Annotated in this window: 23 protein-coding genes; 21 read left to right on the top strand and 2 right to left on the bottom strand. The window is 73.3% G+C overall.

The window, feature by feature from the left end; translation table 11 throughout:
• Nucleotides 1-26 precede the first annotated feature (26 nt).
• Together efp and nusB are read left to right on the top strand one after the other, a co-directional pair.
• A complete protein-coding gene (efp, locus tag J7W19_RS04955) occupies nucleotides 27-593 on the top strand; it encodes an elongation factor P (RefSeq protein ID WP_004948697.1) in 567 nt (188 codons plus the stop codon).
• Between the two features lie 2 nt (nucleotides 594-595).
• On the top strand, nucleotides 596-1,024 hold the full coding sequence (nusB, locus tag J7W19_RS04950) for a transcription antitermination factor NusB (protein ID WP_004948694.1): 429 nt from the start codon (nucleotides 596-598) through the stop codon (nucleotides 1,022-1,024).
• A 97-nt stretch (nucleotides 1,025-1,121) separates the two neighbouring features.
• Here the strand turns inward: nusB and bldD are convergent, their stop codons facing one another.
• The gene (gene bldD / locus J7W19_RS04945; RefSeq protein ID WP_004948690.1) at nucleotides 1,122-1,622 is read right to left on the bottom strand and encodes a transcriptional regulator BldD; all 501 of its coding nucleotides are present in this window, start codon (nucleotides 1,620-1,622) and stop codon (nucleotides 1,122-1,124) included.
• A gap of 222 nt (nucleotides 1,623-1,844) precedes the next feature.
• Here bldD and pyrR point away from each other — a divergent pair, with 222 nt between their 5' ends.
• From pyrR to J7W19_RS04875, 14 genes are all read left to right on the top strand, one after another.
• Complete coding sequence (gene pyrR / locus J7W19_RS04940; RefSeq protein ID WP_004948688.1) at nucleotides 1,845-2,426, top strand: bifunctional pyr operon transcriptional regulator/uracil phosphoribosyltransferase PyrR; 582 nt, start codon at nucleotides 1,845-1,847, stop codon at nucleotides 2,424-2,426.
• A gap of 88 nt (nucleotides 2,427-2,514) precedes the next feature.
• Nucleotides 2,515-3,531 carry an aspartate carbamoyltransferase catalytic subunit gene (locus J7W19_RS04935; protein WP_004948685.1) on the top strand — a complete coding sequence of 339 codons (1,017 nt, stop codon included), beginning with the start codon at nucleotides 2,515-2,517 and terminating at the stop codon, nucleotides 3,529-3,531.
• A complete protein-coding gene (locus tag J7W19_RS04930) occupies nucleotides 3,531-4,823 on the top strand; it encodes a dihydroorotase (RefSeq protein WP_004948682.1) in 1,293 nt (430 codons plus the stop codon). The genes J7W19_RS04935 and J7W19_RS04930 overlap by 1 nt, the downstream gene beginning before the upstream one ends.
• A 1-nt stretch (nucleotide 4,824) precedes the next feature.
• Nucleotides 4,825-5,412 (top strand): PH-like domain-containing protein, encoded by a 588-nt coding sequence (locus J7W19_RS04925; RefSeq protein WP_063825806.1) that lies wholly within the window; start codon nucleotides 4,825-4,827, stop codon nucleotides 5,410-5,412.
• A complete protein-coding gene (carA, locus tag J7W19_RS04920) occupies nucleotides 5,409-6,566 on the top strand; it encodes a glutamine-hydrolyzing carbamoyl-phosphate synthase small subunit (RefSeq protein ID WP_004948677.1) in 1,158 nt (385 codons plus the stop codon). The genes J7W19_RS04925 and carA overlap by 4 nt, the downstream gene beginning before the upstream one ends.
• A complete protein-coding gene (gene carB / locus J7W19_RS04915) occupies nucleotides 6,559-9,870 on the top strand; it encodes a carbamoyl-phosphate synthase large subunit (RefSeq protein WP_004948676.1) in 3,312 nt (1,103 codons plus the stop codon). Before carA ends, carB begins: the two co-directional genes overlap by 8 nt.
• Nucleotides 9,871-9,949: 79 nt before the next feature.
• A complete protein-coding gene (locus J7W19_RS04910; protein WP_004948673.1) occupies nucleotides 9,950-11,074 on the top strand; it encodes a quinone-dependent dihydroorotate dehydrogenase in 1,125 nt (374 codons plus the stop codon).
• 14 nt (nucleotides 11,075-11,088) lie between these two features.
• Nucleotides 11,089-11,943 carry an orotidine-5'-phosphate decarboxylase gene (pyrF, locus tag J7W19_RS04905; RefSeq protein WP_040890925.1) on the top strand — a complete coding sequence of 285 codons (855 nt, stop codon included), beginning with the start codon at nucleotides 11,089-11,091 and terminating at the stop codon, nucleotides 11,941-11,943.
• A 236-nt stretch (nucleotides 11,944-12,179) separates the two neighbouring features.
• Nucleotides 12,180-12,503 carry an integration host factor, actinobacterial type gene (gene mihF / locus J7W19_RS04900; protein WP_004948667.1) on the top strand — a complete coding sequence of 108 codons (324 nt, stop codon included), beginning with the start codon at nucleotides 12,180-12,182 and terminating at the stop codon, nucleotides 12,501-12,503.
• A gap of 38 nt (nucleotides 12,504-12,541) precedes the next feature.
• Entirely contained in the window at nucleotides 12,542-13,132 is a 591-nt protein-coding gene (gene gmk / locus J7W19_RS04895) for a guanylate kinase (protein ID WP_051072658.1), read from the top strand.
• 87 nt (nucleotides 13,133-13,219) lie between these two features.
• Nucleotides 13,220-13,492, top strand: coding sequence for a DNA-directed RNA polymerase subunit omega (rpoZ, locus tag J7W19_RS04890; RefSeq protein WP_004948662.1), 273 nt, complete (start codon nucleotides 13,220-13,222; stop codon nucleotides 13,490-13,492).
• Nucleotides 13,493-13,605: 113 nt separating this feature from the next.
• Nucleotides 13,606-14,808 carry a bifunctional phosphopantothenoylcysteine decarboxylase/phosphopantothenate--cysteine ligase CoaBC gene (gene coaBC / locus J7W19_RS04885; RefSeq protein WP_004948653.1) on the top strand — a complete coding sequence of 401 codons (1,203 nt, stop codon included), beginning with the start codon at nucleotides 13,606-13,608 and terminating at the stop codon, nucleotides 14,806-14,808.
• Between the two features lie 185 nt (nucleotides 14,809-14,993).
• Nucleotides 14,994-16,202, top strand: a complete 1,209-nt coding sequence (metK, locus tag J7W19_RS04880) for a methionine adenosyltransferase (RefSeq protein WP_004948649.1) — start codon at nucleotides 14,994-14,996, stop codon at nucleotides 16,200-16,202.
• A gap of 318 nt (nucleotides 16,203-16,520) precedes the next feature.
• On the top strand, nucleotides 16,521-18,665 hold the full coding sequence (locus tag J7W19_RS04875) for a primosomal protein N' (RefSeq protein WP_004948647.1): 2,145 nt from the start codon (nucleotides 16,521-16,523) through the stop codon (nucleotides 18,663-18,665).
• Between the two features lie 419 nt (nucleotides 18,666-19,084).
• On the opposite strand, the gene J7W19_RS04870 is transcribed toward J7W19_RS04875, so the two are convergent.
• Complete coding sequence (locus tag J7W19_RS04870) at nucleotides 19,085-19,603, bottom strand: hypothetical protein (protein ID WP_004948645.1); 519 nt, start codon at nucleotides 19,601-19,603, stop codon at nucleotides 19,085-19,087.
• 283 nt (nucleotides 19,604-19,886) lie between these two features.
• Between J7W19_RS04870 and fmt the strand changes: the two genes are divergently transcribed.
• From fmt to J7W19_RS33385, 5 genes are all read left to right on the top strand, one after another.
• The gene (gene fmt, locus J7W19_RS04865; protein ID WP_004948642.1) at nucleotides 19,887-20,831 is read left to right on the top strand and encodes a methionyl-tRNA formyltransferase; all 945 of its coding nucleotides are present in this window, start codon (nucleotides 19,887-19,889) and stop codon (nucleotides 20,829-20,831) included.
• 39 nt (nucleotides 20,832-20,870) lie between these two features.
• Complete coding sequence (locus J7W19_RS04860) at nucleotides 20,871-22,313, top strand: RsmB/NOP family class I SAM-dependent RNA methyltransferase (protein WP_004948638.1); 1,443 nt, start codon at nucleotides 20,871-20,873, stop codon at nucleotides 22,311-22,313.
• Nucleotides 22,314-22,615: 302 nt separating this feature from the next.
• On the top strand, nucleotides 22,616-23,302 hold the full coding sequence (gene rpe / locus J7W19_RS04855) for a ribulose-phosphate 3-epimerase (RefSeq protein ID WP_004948636.1): 687 nt from the start codon (nucleotides 22,616-22,618) through the stop codon (nucleotides 23,300-23,302).
• A 139-nt stretch (nucleotides 23,303-23,441) separates the two neighbouring features.
• A complete protein-coding gene (locus tag J7W19_RS04850; RefSeq protein ID WP_004948633.1) occupies nucleotides 23,442-24,428 on the top strand; it encodes a sugar-binding transcriptional regulator in 987 nt (328 codons plus the stop codon).
• Between the two features lie 78 nt (nucleotides 24,429-24,506).
• Nucleotides 24,507-24,641 carry a hypothetical protein gene (locus tag J7W19_RS33385; protein ID WP_267939118.1) on the top strand — a complete coding sequence of 45 codons (135 nt, stop codon included), beginning with the start codon at nucleotides 24,507-24,509 and terminating at the stop codon, nucleotides 24,639-24,641.
• Nucleotides 24,642-24,856 lie beyond the last annotated feature (215 nt).

Below are 24,856 nucleotides of genomic sequence, written 5' to 3'. Positions count from 1 at the left end.
GCTTCAGTCCAGGAGATTCCGCAACCGTGGCTTCCACGAACGACCTCAAGAACGGCATGGTGCTCAAGCTCGAAGGCGGCCAGCTCTGGTCCGTCGTCGAGTTCCAGCACGTCAAGCCCGGCAAGGGCCCCGCCTTCGTGCGCACCAAGCTCAAGAACGTGCTGTCCGGCAAGGTCGTCGACAAGACCTTCAACGCCGGCGTGAAGGTCGAGACGGCCACCGTCGACCGCCGCGACATGCAGTTCTCGTACATGGACGGCGAGTACTTCGTCTTCATGGACATGAAGGACTACGACCAGCTCATGATCGACCGGAAGGCCGTCGGCGACGCCGCGAACTTCCTGATCGAGGGCTTCGAGGCCACGGTCGCCACGCACGAGGGCGAGGTGCTCTACGTCGAGCTGCCGGCCGCCGTCGAGCTCACCATCAAGCACACCGACCCGGGTGTGCAGGGCGACCGCTCCACCGGTGGCACCAAGCCGGCCGAGCTGGAGACCGGCTACGAGATCCAGGTCCCGCTGTTCGTCAGCACGGGCGAGAAGATCAAGGTCGACACGCGTACCGGCGATTACCTCGGCCGGGTGAACAGCTAACCGTGGCCGCCCGCAGCAACTCCCGGAAGCGCGCCTTCCAGATCCTCTTCGAGGCCGACCAGCGAGGGGCGGCCGTCCTGGACGTGCTCGCCGACTGGATCCGGCACTCGCGCTCGGACGACCGGCAGCCGCCGGTCAACGAGTACACGATGCAGCTGGTCGAGGGCTACGCCGAGCACGTCGCCCGGATCGACGAGCTGATCGAGACCTACGCGGTCGACTGGGACCTGGACCGGATGCCGGCCGCCGACCGGAACATCGTCCGGCTCGGGGCCTACGAGCTGATCTGGGAGGACGGCACCCCGGACGCCGTGGCGATCGACGAGGCGGTGCAGCTCGCCAAGGAGTTCTCCACCGACGAGTCGCCGGCCTTCATCAACGGCCTGCTCGGCCGGTTCAAGGAGCTCAAGCCGGGCATCCGCCGGGCCTGACGCACCACGACCGACACACAAACCGCCAGGGGGCGGGGAACCGGAAGGTTCCCCGCCCCCTGGCGGTTGGTATACGGGCCGGACCGGGCCGACGGGACTAGGCGTCCTCGTGCTGCACCGCGCGGCGCGCGTCCGCGTCGAGCACGCCCCAGCTGATCAGCTGCTCGGTGAGCACCGAGGGCGACTGGTCGTAGATCACGGCGAGGGTGCGCAGGTCGTCCTGGCGGATCGACAGCACCTTGCCGTTGTAGTCGCCGCGCTGGCTCTGGATGGTCGCCGCGTAACGCTGGAGCGGGCCCGCCTTCTCGGCCGGGACGTGGGCGAGGCGCTCCAGGTCCAGGACCAGCTTCGGCGGCGGCTCGGCGGCGCCCCCCGGCGTGGTGCCGGGCAGCAGCTCCTGCACGGGCACGCCGTAGAAGTCGGCCAGCTCGGCAAGACGCTGCACGGTCACGGCACGGTCGCCGCGCTCGTACGAGCCCACCACCACGGCCTTCCAGCGGCCCTGGGACTTCTCCTCGACACCATGGAGTGAGAGGCCCTGCTGGGTGCGGATGGCGCGGAGCTTGGCCCCGAGCTGTTTGGCGTATTCGCTGGACATAAAGCTCCCCGGACGCGGTATCAATGTGCGGCTCTGCCGCGTGGCTGGTAACTCACTGTGAGGTTACGCAGCGTAATCTGGCTTCGTCAAGCCGAATGGTCCACCGCTTCCGCCGTCGGGGGCCGGGTCCGGAGCACCCCCGGACGGCTGCTACTGTGGACCACGCAATTCCGACGTCCTTTAACGTCCGTCCTGTGAGGCGGAGAAGGAGGTCCGTTTCTCATGGACACCACCGCATTCGCGGCCGGTCCCGCGCGTCCCGTGCTCGAAGCACCGGACATCGCCCGGGTCCTCACCCGCATCGCCCACGAGATCGTCGAACGCGCCAAGGGCGCCGACGATGTCGTTCTGCTCGGCATCCCCACCCGAGGGGTCTACCTCGCCCACCGCCTGGCCGCGAAACTGGCCGAGATCACCGGCGCCACCATGCCCGTGGGCTCCCTCGACATCACCATGTACCGCGACGACCTGCGGCTCCGCCCGGCCCGTGCGCTGGCCCGCACGGAGATCCCCGGCGACGGCATCGACGGCCGCCTGGTGGTCCTCGTCGACGACGTGCTCTTCTCCGGCCGCACCATCCGCGCCGCGCTCGACGCCCTGAACGACATCGGGCGACCCCGCGCGGTCCAGCTCGCCGTCCTGGTCGACCGCGGCCACCGCGAGCTGCCGATCCGCGCCGACTACGTCGGCAAGAACCTCCCCACGTCGCTGCGCGAGACGGTCAAGGTCCAGCTCACCGAGGAGGACGGGCGCGACAGCGTGCTCCTCGGCGTGGGCGCCACCGCTCCGGCCGAGGGCCGCTAGCAGCCATCCCGCACGGGTCCGCACCCCGGACCCGCGACGCCGCACGCCCGGCCGTCCTCACGCACACCCTCAACCACGGAGCATCCGGATGCTGCACCTCTCCGGGGGGAGCCCCCGTACCCGCGGCCACCTCGTCTCGGCCGCCGACCTCAGCCGCGACGACGCCGTCCTGATCCTCGACACCGCCGAGGAGATGGCCCGCGTCGCGGACCGGCCGATCAAGAAGCTGCCGACCCTGCGCGGCCGGACCGTCGTCAACCTCTTCTTCGAGGACTCGACGCGGACCCGCATCTCCTTCGAGGCCGCCGCCAAGCGGCTCTCCGCCGACGTCATCAACTTCTCCGCCAAGGGCTCCTCGGTCTCCAAGGGCGAGTCCCTGAAGGACACCGCGCTCACCCTGGAGGCGATGGGCGCCGACGCCGTCGTCATCCGCCACCACGACTCCGGCGCCCCGCACCGGCTGGCCACCTCCGGCTGGATCAACGGCTCGGTCGTCAACGCCGGCGACGGCACCCACGAGCACCCCACCCAGGCCCTGCTGGACGCCTTCACCCTGCGCCGCCGCCTGGTCGGCCCCGACGCCGGGCTCGGCAAGGACCTGGACGGCCGCCGGATCACGGTCGTCGGCGACATCCTGCACAGCCGCGTCGCCCGGTCCAACGTCCACCTGCTCACCACGCTGGGCGCGGAGGTCACTCTCGTCGCGCCGCCCACCCTTGTGCCCATCGGCGTCGAGCACTGGCCCTGCGAGGTCTCCTACGACCTGGACGCGGTGCTCCCCAAGTCCGACGCCGTGATGATGCTGCGCGTCCAGCGCGAGCGGATGAACGCCGCGTTCTTCCCCACCGAGCGCGAGTACGCGCGCCGCTACGGCCTGGACGCCCAGCGGATGGCGAGGATGCCCGAGGACGCGATCGTCATGCACCCCGGCCCGATGAACCGCGGCATGGAGATCACCGCCGAGGTCGCCGACTCGCGCCGCTGCACGGCCGTCGAGCAGGTCACCAACGGCGTCTCCATCCGGATGGCCGTCCTCTACCTGCTGCTCGGCGGCTCGGAGTCCGCCGTCACCACCACGAACACCCGCACCGAGGAGAACAAGTAATGCCCCAGATCCTTATCCGCGGTGCCAAGGTGCTCGGCGGCCCCGCCCAGGACGTCCTGATCGACGGCGAGACCATCGCCCGGGTCGGCAACGGCATCGAGGCCGACGGCGCCACCGTGATCGAGGCGGACGGCAAGGTCCTGCTGCCCGGCCTGGTCGACCTCCACACCCACCTGCGCGAGCCCGGTCGCGAGGACTCCGAGACCGTCCTCACCGGCACCCGCGCCGCGGCCGTCGGCGGCTACACCGCCGTGCACGCCATGGCCAACACCTTCCCGGTCGCCGACACCGCCGGCGTCGTCGAGCAGGTCTGGCGGCTCGGCAAGGAGTCCGGCTACTGCGACGTGCAGCCCGTCGGCGCCGTCACCGTCGGCCTGGAGGGCAAGAAGCTCGCCGAGCTCGGCGCCATGCACGACTCCGCCGCCGGCGTCCGGGTCTTCTCCGACGACGGCAAGTGCGTGGACGACGCCGTGATCATGCGGCGCGCCCTGGAGTACGTGAAGGCGTTCGACGGCGTCGTCGCCCAGCACGCCCAGGAGCCGCGGCTCACCGAGGGCGCCCAGATGAACGAGGGCGTCGTCTCCGCCGAGCTGGGCCTGGGCGGCTGGCCGGCCGTCGCCGAGGAGTCGATCATCGCCCGCGACGTGCTGCTCGCCGCGCACGTCGGCTCCCGCCTGCACGTCTGCCACCTCTCGACGGCCGGCTCGGTGGAGATCGTCCGCTGGGCCAAGTCCAAGGGCTGGAACGTCACCGCCGAGGTCACCCCGCACCACCTGCTCCTCACCGACGAGCTGGTCCGCTCGTACAACCCGGTCTACAAGGTGAACCCGCCGCTGCGCACCGAGGCCGACGTGATGGCCCTGCGCGAGGCGCTCGCCGACGGGACGATCGACTGCGTGGCCACCGACCACGCCCCGCACCCGCACGAGGACAAGGACTGCGAGTGGGGCGCCGCCGCCATGGGCATGGTGGGCCTGGAGACCGCCCTCTCGGTCGTCCAGCACACCATGGTCGAGACCGGCCTGCTGGACTGGGCGGGCGTCGCCGACCGGATGTCCTTCACCCCGGCCCGCATCGGCCGCCTCGCCGGACACGGCCGACCCGTGGCCGCCGGTGAGCCCGCCAACCTCACCCTGGTCGATTCCGCTTACCGTGGTGTCGTGGACCCCGCGGGCTTCGCCTCCCGCAGCCGCAACACCCCTTACGAGGGCCGCGAGCTGCCGGGGCGCGTCACCCACACCTTCCTGCGGGGCCGGGCGACGGTCGCCGACGGGAAGCTGACGGGAATCTGACGTGACACCTTTGATCACCAACCTCGCGAGCACTCACCTCGCGGACGAGCAGAAGTCGCAGGCCGTCACCGACTGGGCGGCACGCGCCGGCTGGGTCGTGGGTCTGCTGCTCTTCATCGCGCTCCTGTACTGGCTGATGCGCGAGGGCTGGAAGTGGCGCGGCACGCTCCAGGGCGACCTGCCGCCGCTGCCCGCCGTCCCGGAGGAGCCGGGCCCGGCCCGGCTCACCCTCAGCGGCCGGTACCACGGCTCCACCACCGCCGGACAGTGGCTGGACCGCATCGTCGCCGGGGGCCTCGGCACCCGCAGCCGCGCTCAGCTCACCCTCACCGACGAGGGCGTGAGCGTGCTGCGCCCCGGCGCCACCGACTTCCTGATCCCCGCCGCGGCCGTGCGCGGCGCCCGCCTGGACAAGGGCATCGCCGGCAAGGTCCTCACCGAGGGCGGCCTGTTGATCATCACCTGGCAGCACGGCGACCGGCAGATCGACTCCGGCTTCCGGGCCGATCGCGTGGCGGAGCACCCGGCCTGGGTCGAGGAGCTCACCACCTTGCAGAACCTGAACAGCACGACGGAAGGCGCACGATGACGACCTCGCACCCGGGGAACCCCTCGCAGAGGAAAGGGGCGCTTCCCGCCGTACTCGTCCTGGAGGACGGCCGCGTCTTCCGGGGCCGGGCCTACGGGGCCGTGGGCACCACCTTCGGCGAGGCCGTGTTCTCCACCGGTATGACCGGCTACCAGGAGACCCTCACCGACCCCTCGTACCACCGCCAGGTGGTCGTGATGACCGCCCCGCACGTGGGCAACACCGGCGTCAACGACGAGGACCCGGAGTCGTCCCGCATCTGGGTGGCCGGCTACGTGGTCCGCGACCCCGCCCGGACCCCGTCGAACTGGCGCTCCCGCCGCTCCCTCGACGAGGAACTGGAGCGCCAGGGCGTCGTCGGCATCAGCGGCATCGACACCCGCGCCCTCACCCGCCACCTGCGCGAGCGCGGTGCCATGCGGGTCGGCATCTTCTCCGGCGCGACCCTGCCGGGCGAGGCCGCCATGCTGGAGCAGGTGCGGCAGGCCCCCGAGATGGCGGGCGCGGACCTCTCCGCCGAGGTCGCCACCAAGGAGACCTACGTCGTCCCGGCGATCGGCGCGAAGAAGTACACCGTCGCCGCCATCGACCTGGGCATCAAGGGCATGACCCCGCACCGGATGGCCGAGCGCGGCATAGAGGTCCACGTCCTGCCCGCCACGGCGACCGTCGAGGACGTCTACGCGGTGAACCCGGACGGCGTGTTCTTCTCCAACGGCCCGGGCGACCCGGCCACCGCCGACCACCCGGTCGCGGTGATGCGGGCGGTGCTGGAGCGGAAGACCCCGCTCTTCGGCATCTGCTTCGGCAACCAGATCCTCGGCCGCGCGCTGGGCTTCGGCACCTACAAGCTGAAGTACGGCCACCGCGGCATCAACCAGCCCGTGCAGGACCGGACGACCGGCAAGGTCGAGGTCACCGCGCACAACCACGGCTTCGCCGTCGACGCCCCGCTCGACGGGCCCGCCGACACCCCCTACGGCCGCGTCGAGGTCTCCCACGTCTGCCTCAACGACGACGTGGTCGAGGGGCTCCGGCTGCTCGACCGGCCGGCCTTCAGCGTCCAGTACCACCCCGAAGCCGCAGCCGGCCCGCACGACGCGGCCTACCTGTTCGACCGCTTCGTCTCCCTGATGGAGGGCCAGCGTGCCTAAGCGCACCGACATCCAGTCCGTTCTGGTCATCGGCTCCGGCCCGATCGTCATCGGTCAGGCGGCCGAGTTCGACTACTCCGGCACCCAGGCGTGCCGGGTCCTCAAGGCCGAGGGCCTGCGGGTCATCCTGGTCAACTCCAACCCCGCCACGATCATGACCGACCCGGAGATCGCCGACGCCACCTACGTCGAGCCGATCACCCCCGAGTTCGTCGAGCGGATCATCGCCAAGGAGCGGCCCGACGCCCTGCTGCCCACCCTGGGCGGCCAGACCGCGCTCAACACCGCGATCTCGCTGCACGAGGCGGGCACGCTGGAGAAGTACGACGTCGAGCTGATCGGCGCCAATGTGGAGGCGATCCACAAGGGCGAGGACCGCGAGCAGTTCAAGGCCGTCGTCGAGGCCGTGCACGCCCGGATCGGGCACGGCGAGTCCGCCCGCTCGGTCATCTGCCACACCATGGACGAGGTGCTCGCCGGCGTCGAGACGCTCGGCGGCTACCCGGTCGTCGTCCGCCCCTCCTTCACCATGGGCGGCGCCGGCTCCGGCTTCGCCCACGACGAGGACGAGCTGCGCCGCATCGCCGGCCAGGGCCTCGCGCTCTCCCCGACCACCGAGGTGCTCCTGGAGGAGTCCATCCTCGGCTGGAAGGAGTACGAGCTGGAGCTGATGCGCGACAAGAACGACAACGTCGTGGTCGTCTGCTCCATCGAGAACTTCGACCCGATGGGCGTGCACACCGGCGACTCGATCACCGTCGCCCCGGCGATGACCCTCACCGACCGCGAGTACCAGGTGCTGCGCGACATCGGCATCGAGGTCATCCGCGAGGTCGGCGTGGACACCGGCGGCTGCAACATCCAGTTCGCGGTCAACCCCGAGGACGGCCGGGTCATCGTCATCGAGATGAACCCGCGCGTCTCCCGCTCCTCCGCGCTCGCGTCCAAGGCCACCGGCTTCCCGATCGCGAAGATCGCGGCCCGGCTCGCCGTCGGCTACACGCTGGACGAGATCCCCAACGACATCACCGAGCAGACCCCGGCCTCCTTCGAGCCGACGCTCGACTACGTCGTGGTCAAGGCCCCGCGCTTCGCCTTCGAGAAGTTCCCGGCCGCCGACGCCACCCTCACCACCACCATGAAGTCGGTGGGCGAGGCCATGGCCATCGGCCGGAACTTCACCGAGGCGCTGCAGAAGGCGCTGCGCTCGCTGGAGAAGAAGGGCTCGCAGTTCGACTTCGTCTCGGCGCCCGGCGACAAGACCGCGCTGCTGGCGAAGGCGGCCGTCCCCACGGACGGGCGGATCAACACCGTCATGGCCGCCATCCGGGCCGGTGCCACCCAGGCCGAGGTCTTCGCGGCCACCCGGATCGACCCCTGGTTCGTCGACCAGCTCTTCCTGCTGCACGAGGTCGCCCAGGAGCTGGCCGAGGCCGGGACGCTGGAGCCGGAGCTGCTGGCCGAGGCCAAGCGGCACGGCTTCTCCGACGTCCAGATCGCGGCGATCCGCGGGACCGACGAGAAGGTGGTCCGCGAGGTCCGGCACTCGCTGGGCGTCCGCCCGGTGTACAAGACGGTGGACACCTGCGCCGCCGAGTTCGCCGCGAAGACCCCGTACTTCTACTCCTCGTACGACGAGGAGACCGAGGTCGCGCCGCGCGAGAAGCCCGCGGTGATCATCCTGGGCTCCGGCCCGAACCGCATCGGCCAGGGCATCGAGTTCGACTACTCCTGCGTCCACGCCTCCTTCGCGCTGAGCGACGCCGGCTACGAGACCGTGATGGTCAACTGCAACCCGGAGACCGTCTCCACCGACTACGACACCTCCGACCGGCTCTACTTCGAGCCGCTCACCCTGGAGGACGTGCTGGAGATCGTGCACGCCGAGCAGCAGGCGGGCCCGGTCGCGGGCGTCGTCGTCCAGCTCGGCGGGCAGACGCCGCTGGGCCTGGCGCAGGCCCTCAAGGACAACGGCGTGCCGATCGTCGGCACCTCGCCGGAGGCCATCGACCTGGCCGAGGAGCGCGGCGCCTTCGGCCGCGTCCTCACCGAGGCCGGGCTGCCGGCGCCCAAGTACGGCACGGCCTTCTCCTTCGAGGAGGCGAAGTCCATCGCCGCCGAGATCGGCTACCCGGTCATGGTCCGGCCGTCCTACGTGCTCGGCGGGCGCGGCATGGAGATCGTCTACGACGAGCCCTCGCTGGCCGGCTACCTGGAGCGGCACGCGGGCCTGATCTCCGAGCACCCGGTGCTGATCGACCGGTTCCTGGACGACGCCATAGAGATCGACGTGGACGCGCTCTACGACGGCCACGAGCTCTACCTCGGCGGCGTCATGGAGCACATCGAGGAGGCCGGCATCCACTCCGGCGACTCGGCCTGCGCGCTGCCCCCGATCACCCTGGGCGGCCACGACATCAAGCGGCTGCGCACCTCGACCGAGGCGATCGCCAAGGGCGTGGGCGTCCGCGGTCTGATCAACATCCAGTTCGCGATGGCCGGGGACATCCTCTACGTCCTGGAGGCCAACCCGCGCGCCTCGCGCACCGTCCCCTTCACCTCGAAGGCGACCGCGGTGCCGCTGGCCAAGGCCGCCGCGCGGATCTCGCTGGGCGCCACCATCGCCGAGCTGCGCGCCGAGGGCATGCTCCCGGCGGAGGGCGACGGCGGCACCCTGCCGCTGGACGCGCCGATCTCCGTCAAGGAGGCCGTGATGCCGTGGACGCGGTTCCGCGACCCCTCCGGCCGCGGCGTGGACACCGTCCTGGGCCCGGAGATGCGGTCCACGGGCGAGGTCATGGGCATCGACGACGTCTTCGGCACGGCGTACGCCAAGTCGCAGGCGGGCGCGTACGGCGCGCTGCCCACCGGGGGCCGGGCGTTCGTGTCGGTCGCCAACCGGGACAAGCGCTCGATGATCTTCCCGGCCCGGGAGCTGGTCGCCCACGGCTTCGAGCTGCTGGCCACCTCCGGCACCGCCGAGGTGCTGCGGCGGAACGGCATCAAGACGACCGTCGTCCGCAAGCTGAGCGAGGGCGAGGGCCCGAACGGCGAGAAGACGATCGTCCAGCTGATCCACGACGGCGAGGTCGACCTGATCGTCAACACCCCCTACGGCACCGGCGGGCGGCTCGACGGCTACGAGATCCGTACCGCCGCCGTCTCCCGCGGGGTGCCCTGCCTGACCACGGTCCAGGCGCTGGCCGCGGCCGTCCAGGGCATCGAGGCGCTGACCCGCGGTGACGTGGGCGTGCGCTCGCTCCAGGAGCACGCGAGCCGGCTGACCGCCGCCCGCGAGGCGTAGGACGCGGAGGGGGACACCGGGAGGTGTCCCCCTCTTCACGAGCTCTCCGTTCCCTTCTTCGCTGCCCAGAAGGCCCGAAATGTACCGATTCTTCTTCCGGCTGGTCTTCCGCCGCATGGACCCCGAGCAGGCCCACCACCTGGCCTTCGCCTGGATCCGCCTGGCCGCCCGGATCCCCGTCCTGCGCACCTTCGCCGCCGCCGTCCTCGCCCCCCGCCACAAGGAGCTGCGCACCGAGGCCCTGGGCCTGCGGATGCACGGCCCCTTCGGCCTCGCCGCCGGCTTCGACAAGAACGCCGCCGCCATCGACGGCATGGCCATGCTCGGCTTCGACCACGTCGAGATCGGCACCGTCACCGCCCAGCCGCAGCCCGGCAACCCCAAGAAGCGGCTGTTCCGCCTGGTCGCCGACCGTGCGCTGATCAACCGCATGGGCTTCAACAACGACGGCTCGGCCGCCGTCGCCCGCCGCCTGGCCGAGCGGACCGCCGGGAAGCCTGCTTTCCGTACCACCGTCGGTGTCAACATCGGCAAGACGAAGATCGTCCCCGAGGCGGAGGCCGTCGCCGACTACGTCACCTCCACCGAGCGGCTGGCCGCCCACGCCGACTACCTGGTCGTCAACGTCTCCTCGCCCAACACCCCCGGGCTCCGGAACCTCCAGGCCACCGAGGCGCTCCGCCCGCTGCTCACCGCCGTCCGCGAGGCCGCCGACCGCACCGTCACCGACCGGCGCGTCCCGCTGCTGGTGAAGATCGCCCCCGACCTCGCCGACGAGGACGTGGACGCCGTCGCCGACCTCGCCGTCGAGCTCGGCCTGGACGGCATCATCGCCACCAACACCACCATCGCCCGCGAGGGCCTCGGACTGCGCACCCCGCAGCGCACGGTCGAGGCCATCGGCGCGGGCGGCCTCTCGGGCGCCCCCCTCAAGCAGCGCTCGCTGGAGGTCCTGCGCCGGCTGTACGCCCGCGTCGGCGACCGGATCACCCTCGTGGGCGTGGGCGGCGTCGAGACCGCCGACGACGTCTGGGAGCGCATCCTGGCCGGCGCCACCCTGGTCCAGGGCTACAGCGCCTTCATCTACGAGGGCCCCTTCTGGTGCCGCGCGATCCACCGCGGCCTCGCCGAGCGGCTGGCCGCCAGCCCCTACGCCACCCTCGCCGACGCGGTCGGCGCCGAGCACCGGAAGGTGACCGCGTGACTCCCGTGACCCCCGTGCCGCCCCTGGAGCCCTTCGGCGCCCGCCTGCGCCGCGCCATGGACGAGCGCGGCCCGCTCTGCGTCGGCATCGACCCGCACGCCGCCCTGCTCTCCGCCTGGGGCCTCGGCGACGACATCGCGGGCCTGGAGCGGTTCGCCCGCACCACCGTGGAGGCGCTGGCCGACCGGGTGGCCGTCCTCAAGCCCCAGTCCGCCTTCTTCGAGCGCTTCGGCTCGCGCGGCATCGCCGTCCTGGAGCGGGCCGTCGCCGACGCCCGCGCGGCCGGCGCCCTGGTGCTGATGGACGCCAAGCGCGGCGACATCGGCTCCACCATGGCCGCCTACGCCGAGACCTACCTCGACCCCGCCGCGCCGCTCTTCTCCGACGCGGTCACCGTCAGCCCGTACCTCGGCTACGGCGCCCTGCGCCCCGCCCTGGACCTGGCCCGCGCGAGCGGCACCGGCGTCTTCGTCCTCGCCCTCACCTCCAACCCGGAGGGCGCCGAGGTGCAGCACGCGCTCCGCGCGGACGGGCGGAGCGTCGCCGCGACGATGCTGGACCACCTGCGCGCCGAGAACGCCGACGCCGCCCCGATGGGCTCCTTCGGCGCGGTCGTCGGGGCCACGCTGGCCGGCGGGCTCACCGCGGCCGGCGTCGATCCGGCCATCGGCGGCCCGCTGCTCGCCCCCGGCATCGGCGCCCAGGGCGCCACCGCCGCGGACCTGCCGAAGGTCTTCGGCGCGGCGGTCCGGGACGTCGTCCCCAACGTGAGCCGGGGCGTGCTCCGGCACGGACCCGACGTCAGCGCCCTGCGGGAGAGCGCGGCGCGGTTCGCGGACGAGGTGCGGGAGGCGGTCGGCACCGGCTGATCGCGGCCGGCGAGCGGCGCCGCCGGGGGATTCCCCGGCCGCTATGTCCGAAAAAGTCCTGGTCGAGCAAGGCTGACCAGGACTTTTCCGCTGTTCTCGCTGACTGGAGCGGGATCGGCCGCTAGTCTCCGACAAGAGCGAACGTGCAAGCGCGTTGCTCGTTGCTCCCCAGGTGTGGGCCGACTAGGTTCTCACCGGTCCTTATCCGACAGTTCGACATCCGAGGTGACGTAGGCGTGGCTCTTCCGCCCCTTACCCCTGAACAGCGCGCAGCCGCGCTCGAAAAGGCCGCCGCGGCTCGCCGGGCCCGCGCCGAGGTCAAGAATCGGCTCAAGCACTCCGGCGCCTCGCTGCACGACGTGATCAAGCAGGGCCAGGAGGATGACGTCATCGGCAAGATGAAGGTCAGCGCCCTCCTGGAGAGCCTGCCCGGCGTGGGCAAGGTCCGCGCCAAGCAGATCATGGAGCGGCTCGGGATCTCCGAGAGCCGCCGTGTCCGCGGGCTCGGTACGAACCAGATCGCGGCTCTTGAGCGGGAGTTCGGCAGCACCGCGGCCTGACGTTACCGGGCACTCCCGGGAACCGGGATAATCGCTGCATGAGTACTGCAGTCTCCCGGGGGACGACCCCCGTCCCCCCGGCCAGACGTCCGCGGCTGACCGTGCTCTCCGGTCCCTCCGGGGTCGGCAAGAGCACGGTCGTCGCCCACATGCGCAAGGCCCACCCCGAGGTGTGGCTCTCGGTGTCCTGCACCACCCGCAAGCCGCGCCCCGGTGAGCGGGAGGGTGTCCAGTACTTCTTCGTCGACGACACGGAGTTCGACAAGCTCGTCGCCAACGGAGAGCTGCTGGAGTGGGCCGAGTTCGCCGGCAACCGGTACGGCACGCCGCGTCAGGCGGTCCTGGACCGCCTGGAGGCCGGCGAGCCGGTACTGCTGGAGATCGACCTCCAGGGCGCCCGGCAGGTCCGCGCGTCCATGGAGGACGCCCAGCTGGTCTTCCTCGCGCCGCCGAGCTGGGACGAGCTGGTCCGCCGGCTCACCGGCCGGGGCACCGAGTCGCCCGAGGTCATCGAGCGGCGGCTGGCCGCGGCCCGCACCGAGCTGGCGGCGGAGTCGGAGTTCGACACCACCCTGGTCAACACCTCCGTCGAGGACGTCGCGCGGGAGCTGCTAGCCTTGCTCCGATGAGCAGGGGTACACCCCGTACGTCCCGTACACCCGGTACGCCCCATTCGCGCATCACGACTTTCTTCACCCCCCTTCGGAAGGCAGAGAGTGTCCTCTTCCATCACCGCGCCCGAGGGCATCATCAACCCGCCGATTGATGAGCTGCTCGAAGCGACCGACTCGAAGTACAGCCTGGTGATCTACGCCGCCAAGCGCGCGCGCCAGATCAACGCGTACTACTCGCAGCTCGGCGAGGGCCTGCTGGAGTACGTCGGTCCGCTGGTGGACACCCACGTCCACGAGAAGCCGCTCTCCATCGCGCTCCGCGAGATCAACGCGGGTCTGCTCACCTCCGAGGCCATCGAGGCCCCGGCGCAGTAGGCGACTCCGCGCGACAAGCGACGAGATACGTTCACCGAGGGCCCGGCAGCACCACTGCCGGGCCCTTGGTGTGTCATGGAAGCCTGCACAACGAGAGCGGGGAGAGGCGAGCGATGGACAAGCCCAAGGTCGTGCTGGGGGTCAGCGGCGGGATCGCCGCCTACAAGGCGTGTGAGCTGCTGCGCCGGCTCACCGAGTCGGGCCACGACGTACGCGTCGTCCCGACGGCCTCGGCGCTGCACTTCGTCGGGGAGGCCACCTGGTCCGCGCTCTCCGGGCGCCCGGCCGGCACCGAGGTGTGGGAGAGCGTCCACGAGGTGCCGCACGTGCGGATCGGCCAGGAGGCCGACCTCGTCGTGGTCGCCCCCTGTACCGCCGACATGCTGGCCAAGGCCGCCCACGGGCTGGCCGACGACCTGCTGACCAACACCCTCCTCACCGCCCGCTGCCCGGTGGTCTTCGTGCCCGCCATGCACACCGAGATGTGGGAGAACCAGGCCACCCAGGAGAACGTGGCCACCCTCCGCCGCCGGGGCGCCGTCGTCGTCGAGCCCGCCGTCGGCCGGCTGACCGGCGTGGACACCGGCAAGGGCCGCTTCCCCGACCCGGCCGAGATCTTCGAGATCTGCCGCCGGGTGCTGGCCCGTGGCGCCGAAGGGCGGGACCTGGCCGGCCGGCACGTGGTGATCAGCGCCGGCGGCACCCGCGAGCCCCTGGACCCGGTGCGCTACCTCGGCAACCGCTCCTCCGGCCGGCAGGGCTACGCCCTGGCCAGGACCGCCGTCGCGCGCGGTGCCCGGGTCACGCTGGTGGCGGCCAACAGCGAGCTGCCCGACCCGGCCGGGGCCGACGTGGTGCGGGTGGGCACGGCGGTGCAGCTGCGGGAGGCGGTACTCAAGGCCGCGGCCGACGCGGACGCCGTGGTGATGGCCGCCGCGGTCGCCGACTTCCGGCCCGCGCACTACGCCCCCGGCAAGATCAAGAAGCGGGACGGCGAGGAGCCCGCGCCCGTCGAGCTGGTCCGCAACCCGGACGTCCTCGCCGAGCTGTCGGCGGACCGGGCCCGGCCCGGGCAGGTCGTCGTGGGCTTCGCGGCCGAGACGGACGAGGTGCTGGCCAACGGCCGCGCCAAGCTCGCGCGCAAGGGCTGCGACCTCCTCGTGGTCAACGAGGTGGGGGAGGGCCGGACCTTCGGCTCGACGGAGAACGAGGCCGTCGTCCTCTCCGCCGACGGCGGTGAGACCCCCGTCCCGCACGGCCCCAAGGAGGATCTGGCGGACGTTGTCTGGGACCTGGTCGCCGACCGTCTGACATAACCCGCTCACATGTGCCAGCGGCGAACGGGGTGACGAGTGTCACTAGGCGGGTCCTTAGTGATGCTGGACAGGAGGTCCGCAGGGAGCAAAGGCCGGATAAACTGACACCGGTCCGTGCACGAGCGCAGCTCTCGTCCGGAACCGCCAATGATCAGCCAGCAGCCGCTGCAACCCCAGGGAGCGATGTGTCCCGCCGCCTGTTCACCTCGGAATCCGTGACCGAGGGTCACCCCGACAAGATCGCTGACCAGATCAGCGACACCATTCTCGACGCCCTCCTCAAGGAGGACCCGACCTCCCGGGTCGCCGTCGAGACCCTGATCACCACCGGCCTGGTGCACGTCGCCGGCGAGGTGACCACGAAGGCGTACGCGCCGATCGCCACGCTGGTCCGCAACAAGATCCTGGAGATCGGCTACGACTCGTCCAAGAAGGGCTTCGACGGCGCTTCCTGCGGCGTCTCGGTCTCGATCGGATCGCAGTCCCCGGACATCGCACAGGGTGTCGACGCCGCGTACGAGGCGCGGGTCGAGGGCGATGAGGACGAGCTCGACAAGCAGGGCGCGGGCGACCAGGGCCTGATGTTCGGCTACGCCTGCGACGAGACGCCCGAGCTCATGCCCCTCCCGATCAACCTGGCGCACCGCCTGTCGCGCCGTCTGACGGAGGTCCGCAAGAACGGGACCATCCCGTACCTGCGCCCCGACGGCAAGACCCAGGTCACCATCGAGTACGACGGCAACAAGGCGGTCCGCCTGGACACCGTCGTCGTCTCCTCGCAGCACGCGTCCGACATCGACCTGGACTCGCTGCTCGCCCCCGACATCCGCGAGTACGTCGTGGAGCACGTCCTCAAGGAGCTGGTCGAGGACGGCATCAAGCTGGAGACCGAGGGCTACCGCCTGCTGGTCAACCCCACCGGTCGCTTCGAGATCGGCGGCCCCATGGGCGACGCCGGCCTCACCGGCCGCAAGATCATCATCGACACCTACGGCGGCATGGCCCGCCACGGTGGCGGCGCCTTCTCCGGCAAGGACCCGTCCAAGGTCGACCGCTCGGCCGCGTACGCGATGCGCTGGGTCGCGAAGAACGTGGTCGCCGCCGGGCTGGCCGCCCGCTGCGAGGTGCAGGTCGCTTACGCGATCGGCAAGGCGGAGCCGGTCGGTCTGTTCGTCGAGACCTTCGGGACGGCCACGGTCGACACCGAGAAGATCGAGCACGCCATCGGCGAGGTCTTCGACCTGCGGCCGGCCGCGATCATCCGCGACCTGGACCTGCTGCGGCCGATCTACGCCCAGACGGCGGCGTACGGTCACTTCGGGCGTGAGCACGAGGACTTCACGTGGGAGCGGACGGACCGCGTGGACGCGCTGCGCAAGGCTGCGGGTCTCTGACGTAGTGGCGTACGGCCCCGGGGCGGGTATCCGCTCCCGGGGCCGTTGTCGTTTTCGGAGCCCCGGTCCCGCCCTTTCGCCGTTTCTTGCGGGGGCGAGCCCCCGCGCCCCCGAAACCGCGCTCCGCGCGGTTGTCCTCAAACGCCGGACGGGCTGAGTGGTGCGCCCGGGCGCGGTATCCAGCCCGTCCGGCGATTGAGGACGAGCGGCGAAGCCGCGACGCCGGGGTCCGGGGCGCAGCCCTGGAAGAAACGGTGAAAGGGCGGGACCGGGGCACACCCACCCCCACTGTCCGAGCCCTCTGCTAAGACTGAAGCTGTGAGCAGCGAGAACGGGCACCCCGAACCAGCACCCCCGCAAGGGGAACAGCTCGCGCTGATCCGCGAAACCGTACGCAAGGCGAAGAAGCCGCGGGCCAAGCCGCGAACGTGGCGGGGCGCCGCGCTGGCGAAGGAGTTGCCGGTCGCGAAGGTGCTGGTCGACAAGGGGCCGGTGCACCTGGACAAGTTGTGGGACTACGCCGTGCCCGCCGAGCTGGACGCGGACGCCCGCCCGGGCGCCCGGGTGCGGGTCCGCTTCGGCGCGGGCACCCGCAACGTACGGGACGGGCGCCGCGAGGGCGGCGGTCTGCTCGACGGCTTCATCGTGGAGCGGGTACCGGAGTCCGACTACCAGGGGCCGCTCGCCGCCATCGCCCAGGTCCTCTCGCCCGAACCCGTCCTCGGCCCGCGGCTGTTCGCGCTCTGCCGGTCCGTCGCCGACCGGTACGCGGGCTCGCTCGCCGACGTCCTCCAGCTGGCCGTGCCGCCCCGGCACGCCCGGATCGAGGGCGAGCCGTCCGGGCCGCTGCTGCCCCCGCCCGCCGCGCCGGACCCCGGCGGCTGGGCCCGCTACCCCACCGGCCCCGGCTATCTGGAGGCCGTGGCCCGGGGCGAGAGCCCGCGGGCGGTGTGGACGGCGCTCCCCGGGCCGCAGTGGGCCGACGAGCTGGCCCGGGCCGCCGCGGCGGCGCTCGCCTCGCGGCGCGGCGCGCTGGTCGTCGTCCCCGACGGGCGGGCCGCGGCCCGGGTCGACGCCGCGCTCACCGCGCTGCTCGGGCCCGGCCGGCACGTCCTGCTCACCGCCGACACCGGGCCCGAGGAGCGCTACCGGCGCTGGCTCGCGGTCAACCGCGGCGCGGTACGGGCCGTCGTCGGCACCCGCGCCGCCATGTTCGCGCCCGTGCGGGACCTGGGCTTCGTCGCGATCTGGGACGACGCGGACTCCAGCCACGCCGAGCAGCACGCGCCGCAGCCGCACGCCCGCGAGGTGCTCCTGCTGCGCGCGGCCCAGGAGAAGGCCGCGTTCCTGCTGGGCGCCTTCGGGTGCAGCGTCGAGGCGGCGCAGCTGGTCCGTACGGGCTGGGCGCTGCCGCTGGCCGCCGACCGGGCCCGCGTCCGGGCCGCCGCGCCGCTGGTCCGCACGGTCGGCGACGGCGATCTCGCCCGGGACGAGGCGGCGCGCGCCGCCCGGCTGCCCTCACTGGCCTGGCAGGTGGCCCGGGAGGGGCTGCGGCACGGCCCGGTGCTGGTCCAGGTGCCCCGCCGGGGCTACGTCCCCCGGCTCGCCTGCGAGCGCTGCCGCGAGCCCGCTCGGTGCGGGCGCTGCGCCGGCCCCCTGGAGGCGCGCGGCGGCGACGGCGCGCTGCACTGCGGCTGGTGCGGCGTGGAGGCGGTCAATTGGCACTGCCCCGAGTGCGCCGGATCCCGGCTGCGCGCCCAGGTGGTGGGGGCGCGCCGGACCGCCGAGGAGCTCGGCCGGGCGTTCCCCGCCGTCCCGGTCCGCACCTCGGGCCGCGACCACGTACTGGACACCGTCCCCGGCGCCCCCGCCCTGGTCGTCGCCACGCCCGGCGCGGAGCCGGTCGCCGAGGGCGGCTACGCGGCGGCCCTGCTGCTCGACGGCTGGGCCCTGCTCGGCCTGCCCGACCTGCGGGCGGGGGAGGAGGCCCTGCGCCGCTGGCTGGCCGCGTCCGCGCTGGTGCGGGGGCAGGCGGCGGGCGGCACGGTCGTCGTCGTGGCCGAGCCGACGCTGCGGCCGGTGCAGGCGCTGGTCCGCTGGGACCCGGAGGGCCACGCCGTGCGGGAGCTCGCCGAACGGGCGGAGCTGGGCTTCCCGCCGGTCTCCCGGATGGCCGCGGTCAGCGGGCCGCCGGAGGCCGTCGCGGAGTTCCTGGCGGCGGCGGAGCTGCCGGAGGGGGCCGACGTCCTCGGGCCCGTCCCGGTGCCGCCGCCGGCCGCCGGGCGCCCGCGCCGCCCCGGCGATCCGCCGCCGGGGGAGCACTGGGAGCGGGCGCTGGTCCGCGTCCGCCCCGGGCAGGGCGCCGCGCTGGCCGCCGCGCTGCGGACCGCGCAGGCGGTCCGGCTCGCCCGCCGGGACGGTGAGCCGGTACGGCTGCGGATGGATCCGCCGGACATCGGCTGAGCGGGTCGGGGCGGGGCCCTGGCCGGGGGTGCGGCTGGTCGGCGGTGCGGCGCTGTCCGGTCGGCGCCGTCCCGCGGTCGCTCGGCAGCGTTCGATCCGCCGGGTCCCGAGCGCTGCTGTGCCGGCATCCGTCGGGGGGACGGCGGGAGGCCGGCCGGGCGGGGCCGGGGAACGGTCCTGGGCGGATGCCTCGGCCAATTCGTCCGGCCAGGCGGATGGGGTCGTGCCCCGGTCCCTCCCCCAGAGGGGGCACCCCCATCACCGTTTCCTGGGGGCAAGCCCCCAGACCCCCTGTGATCGCGGCTTCGCCGCTCGTCCTCGAACGCCGGACAGGCTGAGATGTGCGCCCGAGCACGATATCCAGCCCAAGTGGACCGGAACCGCCCGCAAGCACCGCGGCCCCGCCGCCGCGGCGGCCCTCACCCGTTGCGCGGCCCCGGGAACGCCGGCGGGCGTGGTTCCTCGCGGTGGGAGCCGGCGGGCTGGCCCGGGACCGAGCGGGCCGCAGGGACGACGGGGACGACCGGCGGGGCGCCGACCGTCGCGGCCTGCTCGGGGGCCGGGGCCGTTTCCGTGGCGGTCTGGCCGTTGGCGCGGCGGGCGCCGTAGCGGCGGTGGACCGCCTGCTTGGTGACGCCCAGCGCCGAGCCCACCGCGTCCCACGAGAAGCCGAGTGAGCGGTCGAAGTCCACCGCCGCCGTCACCAGCGTCTCGACGCTGTCGCGCAGTTCCTGCGCCAGCCGGACGGTCGGGGCGGGGGCCCGGCCGTAGACGACGAAGCCCGCCGAGGGGCCCGTGCGGCGTGGACGGTAGACATTGCCCAGCTGAGCGGTCAGGGTACGCAGCGCGTCCACCTGTCGGCGGACCCGCTCGATGTCCCGGACCAGGAGATGCAGGCTGGCTCGTGCCTGGGCGTCATGAGTTGCGTGGTCGGGCATCAACAAGCCTCTCGGACCGGCGGTGAACGGGGCGGTTACGGGCGAGAGTTGACGGACGGTGGGAGCGGGCCGCGGTGGCGGACCGGTGGGTCGGTCAATCTCTCTTGACCCAACGCGCCAAGGCCGGACGGGTCACGCTATGGGGGCGCACATCCGCCGGAATGGGGCGTGCGGCCGGTCGCACGCCCCTTGCCCGAGCCGTGAGGCCGACGGGGCGGCCGGGCCGCGCACGGCCTAGACTGTGCGCCGTTCCGCTCGGCGCGTGAGAGGTAGTTCGCCACCCATGAGGCTCGTCTTCGCCGGTACTCCCGAGGTCGCGGTCCCCGCCCTCGACGCCCTGCTCGCCTCGGACCGCCACGAGGTCGTCGCCGTGGTCACCCGCCCGGACGCCCCGGCCGGGCGGGGCCGGCGGATGGTCGCCAGCCCGGTCGCCGAGCGCGCCGAGGAAGCGGGCATCGAGGTCCTCAAGCCGAACCGGCCGCGCGACGAGGACTTCCTCGCCCGGCTCCGCGAGATCGCGCCCGACTGCTGCCCGGTCGTCGCCTACGGCGCGCTGCTGCCCAAGGCCGCCCTGGAGATCCCCCGCCACGGCTGGGTGAACCTGCACTTCTCGCTGCTCCCGGCCTGGCGCGGCGCCGCCCCCGTGCAGCACGCGGTGATGGCCGGCGACGAGGTCACCGGCGCCTCGACCTTCCTCATCGAGGAGGGCCTCGACTCGGGTCCCGTCTACGGCGTCCTCACCGAGCGGATCCGCCCCACGGACACCAGCGGCGACCTGCTGACGCGGCTCGCGCTCGCCGGCGGCGGGCTGCTCGCCGCGACGATGGACGGGATCGAGGACGGCACCCTGGAGGCCGTCCCGCAGCCCGCCGAGGGCGTCTCCCTGGCCCCCAAGATCAGCGTCGAGGACGCCCGGATCGACTGGACCGCCCCCGCCCTGCGCTGCGACCGCGTCGTCCGGGGCTGCGCCCCCGCCCCCGGCGCGTGGACGGTGTTCCGCGGCGAGCGGCTGAAGGTCATGTCGCTGGCGCTTGCCCCGGAGCGCACGGACCTCGCGCCCGGCGAGATCGCCGCCGGGAAGAAGAGCGTCCACGTCGGCACCGGCTCGCACGCCGTCGAGCTCCAGTGGGTGCGGCCGCAGGGCAAGAAGCCCATGCAGGCCGCCGACTGGGCCCGCGGTGTCCGCATCACCGCAGGCGAGAAGCTCGGGGACGGCCCGGCGGCGTAGGCTGGACCCCTTCGTCGTCCCAGCTCCGGAGCACCTTTCGTGAACGATCAGCAGCCGCCTCGTCGGAAGAACGGCCGCCCTGCGAAGCCGCACCGCCGGCCCAAGAAGGACCCGGTCCGGATCCTCGCCTTCGAGGCGCTGCGGGCCGTCGACGAGCGCGACGCGTACGCGAACCTGGTGCTCCCCCCGCTGCTGCGCAAGGCGCGGGAGAAGCACGAGGACTTCGACGCCCGGGACGCCGCCCTCGCCACCGAGCTGGTCTACGGCACGCTGCGCCGGCAGGGGACGTACGACGCGATCCTCGCCGCGTGCGTCGACCGGCCGCTGCGCGAGGTGGACCCGCCGGTGCTCGATGTGCTGAGCCTCGGCGTCCACCAGCTGCTCGGCACCCGCATCCCGCCGCACGCGGCCGTGTCGGCCACCGTCGAACTGGCCCGCGTGGTCTGCGGCGACGGCCGGGCGAAGTTCGTCAACGCCGTGCTGCGCAAGGTCACCGCGCACGATCTGGACGGCTGGCTGGAGCGGGTCGCCCCGCCCTACGACGACGACCCCGAGGAGCACCTCGCCGTCGTCCACGCGCACCCGCGCTGGATCGTCTCCGCGCTGTGGGACGCGCTCGGCGGCGGCCGCGCCGGCATCGAGGACCTGCTCGACGCCGACAACGAGCGGCCCGACGTCACCCTCGTCGCGCGGCCCGGCCGCGCCACCACCGCCGAGCTGCTGACGGCGCTCGGCGAGGACGGCGCCCTGCCGGGCCGCTGGTCGCCGCACGCCGTCCGGCTGGTCGAGGGCGGCGAGCCCGGCGCGATCGACGCCGTGCGCGAGGGCCGGGCCGGCGTCCAGGACGAGGGCAGCCAGCTCGTCGCCCTCGCCCTCGCCGCGGCCCCGCTGGACGGGCCCGACCGCCGCTGGCTGGACGGCTGCGCGGGACCCGGCGGCAAGGCCGCGCTGCTCGCCGCCCTGGCCGCCGAGCGCGGCGCCGCCCTGCTCGCCGCCGAGCGCCAGCCGCACCGCGCCCGGCTGGTCGGCCGCGCGCTGGCCGGCAACCCCGGCCCGTACCAGGTGGTGACGGCCGACGGCACCCGCCCGCCGTGGCGTCCCGGCTCGTTCGACCGCGCCCTCGTCGACGTCCCCTGCACCGGCCTGGGCGCGCTGCGCCGCCGCCCCGAGGCCCGCTGGCGGCGGCGCGCGGAGGACGTGGCCGGGTTCGGGCCGCTCCAGCGCGACCTGCTGCACGAGGCGCTGCTGTCCGTGCGGATTGGCGGCGTCGTCGGCTACGCCACCTGCTCCCCGCACCCGGCGGAGACCCGGGCCGTGGTCCAGGACGTCCTCAAGCGCGACGGCGTCGAGGCCGAGTGGATCGACGCCCGCCCGCTGCTGCCCGGCGTCCCGGCGCTCGGCGACGGCCCGGACGTCCAGCTGTGGCCGCACCTGCACGGCACGGACGCGATGTACCTGGCGCTGCTGCGACGCACGGGCTGACCGGTCGGCTCCGGGCCGTCGGCCGACCGCGCGCCGCTGTGGCACAGGCCGGGGCCTGGCGGCGTCCGCGGGGTCCCGTCTCCTTCCCGGGCGGTGCGGGATCGTGACGTCCCTGAAGAGGTCGACGCCCGGCCGGTAACCCGCCTCGGGCAGCCAGTCGGCCGCCGGCCGGGGCGGCACGGGGCCGAAGCCTGGCACCGCCCCCGGGGCCCCGTCTCCTCGTCCGGCGATGCCGGGCCGCGCCGCCGGCGAGGGCGACCCTCGCTGTCCGGCCGGCGGCCGCCGCATGGCAGGCTTGGGGCATGACCGTCCAGATCAACCCCAGCATCCTCAGCGCGGACTTCGCCCGCCTGGCCGACGAGGCGCAGGCCGTCAAGGGCGCCGACTGGCTCCACGTCGACGTGATGGACAACCATTTCGTCCCCAACCTCACGCTCGGGGTGCCGGTCGTCGAGTCGCTGAGCCGGGCCACGTCCACGCCGCTGGACTGCCACCTGATGATCGAGGACCCGGACCGCTGGGCCCCGCAGTACGTGGAGGCGGGCGCCGGGTCGGTGACCTTCCACGTGGAGGCCGCCGCCGCGCCCGTGCGGCTGGCGCGGGAGATCCGGGCCAAGGGGGCGCGGGCGTCGATGGCGCTCAAGCCCGCGACGCCGATCGAGCCGTACGAGGACCTGCTCCCCGAGCTGGACATGCTCCTGATCATGACCGTGGAGCCGGGCTTCGGCGGGCAGAAGTTCCTGGACATCATGCTGCCGAAGATCCGCCGCACCCGGGAGCTGATCTCCCGGCACGGTCTGGAGCTCTGGCTCCAGGTGGACGGCGGGGTCTCGGCGGAGACCATCGAGCGGTGCGCCGAGGCGGGCGCCGATGTGTTCGTCGCAGGTTCGGCCGTTTACGGTACCGATGACCCGGCGGCCGCCGTACGCTCACTGCGTGAGCTCGCGGAGACGGCCACCTCGGCCGCGCCCTGGGCCTGCGGGCACTGAACCACCGGGTCCGGAGGCCGGGTACGGGACCGGAGGAAGATCGGGACCGCTGTTTTCTGACAGGATGTGACGGTCGAGTCCACAAGGTGAACGCAGCAGTGAGGAGAACGCGGTGTCGACGGGCCGTTCAGTGACGCCGATGGGGCCCGCCGAACTCGTGCAGGCGGCGGCCATGGCCCGCCGCTTCTATCTGGAGGGCAAGTCCAAGATCCAGATCGCCGAGGAGTTCGGCGTGAGCCGCTTCAAGGTGGCCCGGGTGCTGGAGACGGCGCTCGAACGCGATCTGGTGCGCATCGAGATCCGGGTGCCCGCCGAGCTGGACGCGGAGCGCTCCGACGCGCTGCGCGCCCGCTACGGCCTGCGGCACGCCGTCGTCGTCGAGTCCCCGGCCGACGCGGCCGAGGACGCGCCCGACCCGGAGAACCTGGGCGAGGTGGCCGCCGGACTGCTCGGCGAGCTGGTCAACGAGGGCGACGTGCTCGGCCTGGCCTGGGGCCGCTCCACCATCCACATGGCGGCGGCCCTGCACCGGCTGCCGCCCTGCACCGTCGTCCAGCTCACCGGCGTCTACGACGCGGGCACCGCCGAGCGCGGCTCCGTCGAGGCCGTGCGCCGGGCGGCCCAGGTCTCCGGCGGCGAGGCGCACCCGATCTACGCCCCGATGCTGCTCCCCGACCCGGCCACCGCCGCCGCGCTGCGCGGTCAGACGGGCATCGCGCGGGCCTTCGAGTACTTCGACAAGGTGACCGTCGCCGCCGTCTCCATCGGCTCCTGGGAGCCGGGCATCTCCACGGTCTACGACATGCTGTCGGACGAGGAGCGCACCCACTACGCGTCGCTGGGCGCCGCCGCCGAGATGTCGGCGCACCTCTTCGACGCCGAGGGCCGCCGGATCGGGCGGGACCTGGGCGAGCGCTGCATCACCGTGGAGGCCGACCGGCTCCGCCGCATCCCCGAGGTCGTGGCCATCGCGGGCGGCGCGCGCAAGGCGGCGGCGATCGGCGCGGTGCTGCGTTCGGGCCTGGTCACCAGCCTGGTGACGGACACGGCCGCGGCCGACTACCTGCTGACCGAGTCCGCGCCCGGCCCCCGGCCCGCGCTGGACCGCGCCGACCCGGACGTCTGAGCCTCCCGCGGACCGAGGACCGTCCCGACCGCCTCGCGGACCCGGGCGCGCAGCCGGAGGTGCGCCGGGTGCGCGCCGGTGCCACGTCTGGGAGAGGTCGACCGGTGGCAGGGCGAACGGCAGCTCCCGGACGGCCGGGCCGAGCGTCTCGACGGTGGGATGACGGAGACGAAGCTCCGCGATCCCCTCAGGAGCGGCGGCGTCGCCGCGTAGGTCGGCGCGGTCGCGCACACCCGCCGCCGGTGGCCGGTCCCGGCCGGCGCGTCGTCGAGCGGATGACCGGTCCGGCCGTGCCGGGACGTCTGGAGGTGCCGCGGCGCTCCGCTCGGCCGGTAGCTCGCCTTCCGTGAGCGGGTTGCCGGCCCGCACGGCGAGTACGTGGCGGTCGCGGCCCGGGCGCTCGGTGCGTATCCCCGGCGCGGTGGCCC

Source organism: Streptomyces mobaraensis NBRC 13819 = DSM 40847, assembly GCF_017916255.1.
GTDB lineage: Bacteria > Actinomycetota > Actinomycetes > Streptomycetales > Streptomycetaceae > Streptomyces > Streptomyces mobaraensis.
This window is presented reverse-complemented; position numbering and strand designations above follow the sequence as displayed.

Coding starts and splice junctions, on each gene's coding strand:
- bldD (WP_004948690.1), bottom strand. CDS start 1,622: ATGTCCAGCGAATACGCCAAACAGCTCGGGGCCAAGCTCCGCGCCATC.
- pyrR (WP_004948688.1), top strand. CDS start 1,845: ATGGACACCACCGCATTCGCGGCCGGTCCCGCGCGTCCCGTGCTCGAA.
- J7W19_RS04935 (WP_004948685.1), top strand. CDS start 2,515: ATGCTGCACCTCTCCGGGGGGAGCCCCCGTACCCGCGGCCACCTCGTC.
- J7W19_RS04930 (WP_004948682.1), top strand. CDS start 3,531: ATGCCCCAGATCCTTATCCGCGGTGCCAAGGTGCTCGGCGGCCCCGCC.
- carA (WP_004948677.1), top strand. CDS start 5,409: ATGACGACCTCGCACCCGGGGAACCCCTCGCAGAGGAAAGGGGCGCTT.
- J7W19_RS04910 (WP_004948673.1), top strand. CDS start 9,950: ATGTACCGATTCTTCTTCCGGCTGGTCTTCCGCCGCATGGACCCCGAG.
- gmk (WP_051072658.1), top strand. CDS start 12,542: ATGAGTACTGCAGTCTCCCGGGGGACGACCCCCGTCCCCCCGGCCAGA.
- coaBC (WP_004948653.1), top strand. CDS start 13,606: ATGGACAAGCCCAAGGTCGTGCTGGGGGTCAGCGGCGGGATCGCCGCC.
- J7W19_RS04870 (WP_004948645.1), bottom strand. CDS start 19,603: ATGCCCGACCACGCAACTCATGACGCCCAGGCACGAGCCAGCCTGCAT.
- fmt (WP_004948642.1), top strand. CDS start 19,887: ATGAGGCTCGTCTTCGCCGGTACTCCCGAGGTCGCGGTCCCCGCCCTC.
- rpe (WP_004948636.1), top strand. CDS start 22,616: ATGACCGTCCAGATCAACCCCAGCATCCTCAGCGCGGACTTCGCCCGC.
- J7W19_RS04850 (WP_004948633.1), top strand. CDS start 23,442: ATGGGGCCCGCCGAACTCGTGCAGGCGGCGGCCATGGCCCGCCGCTTC.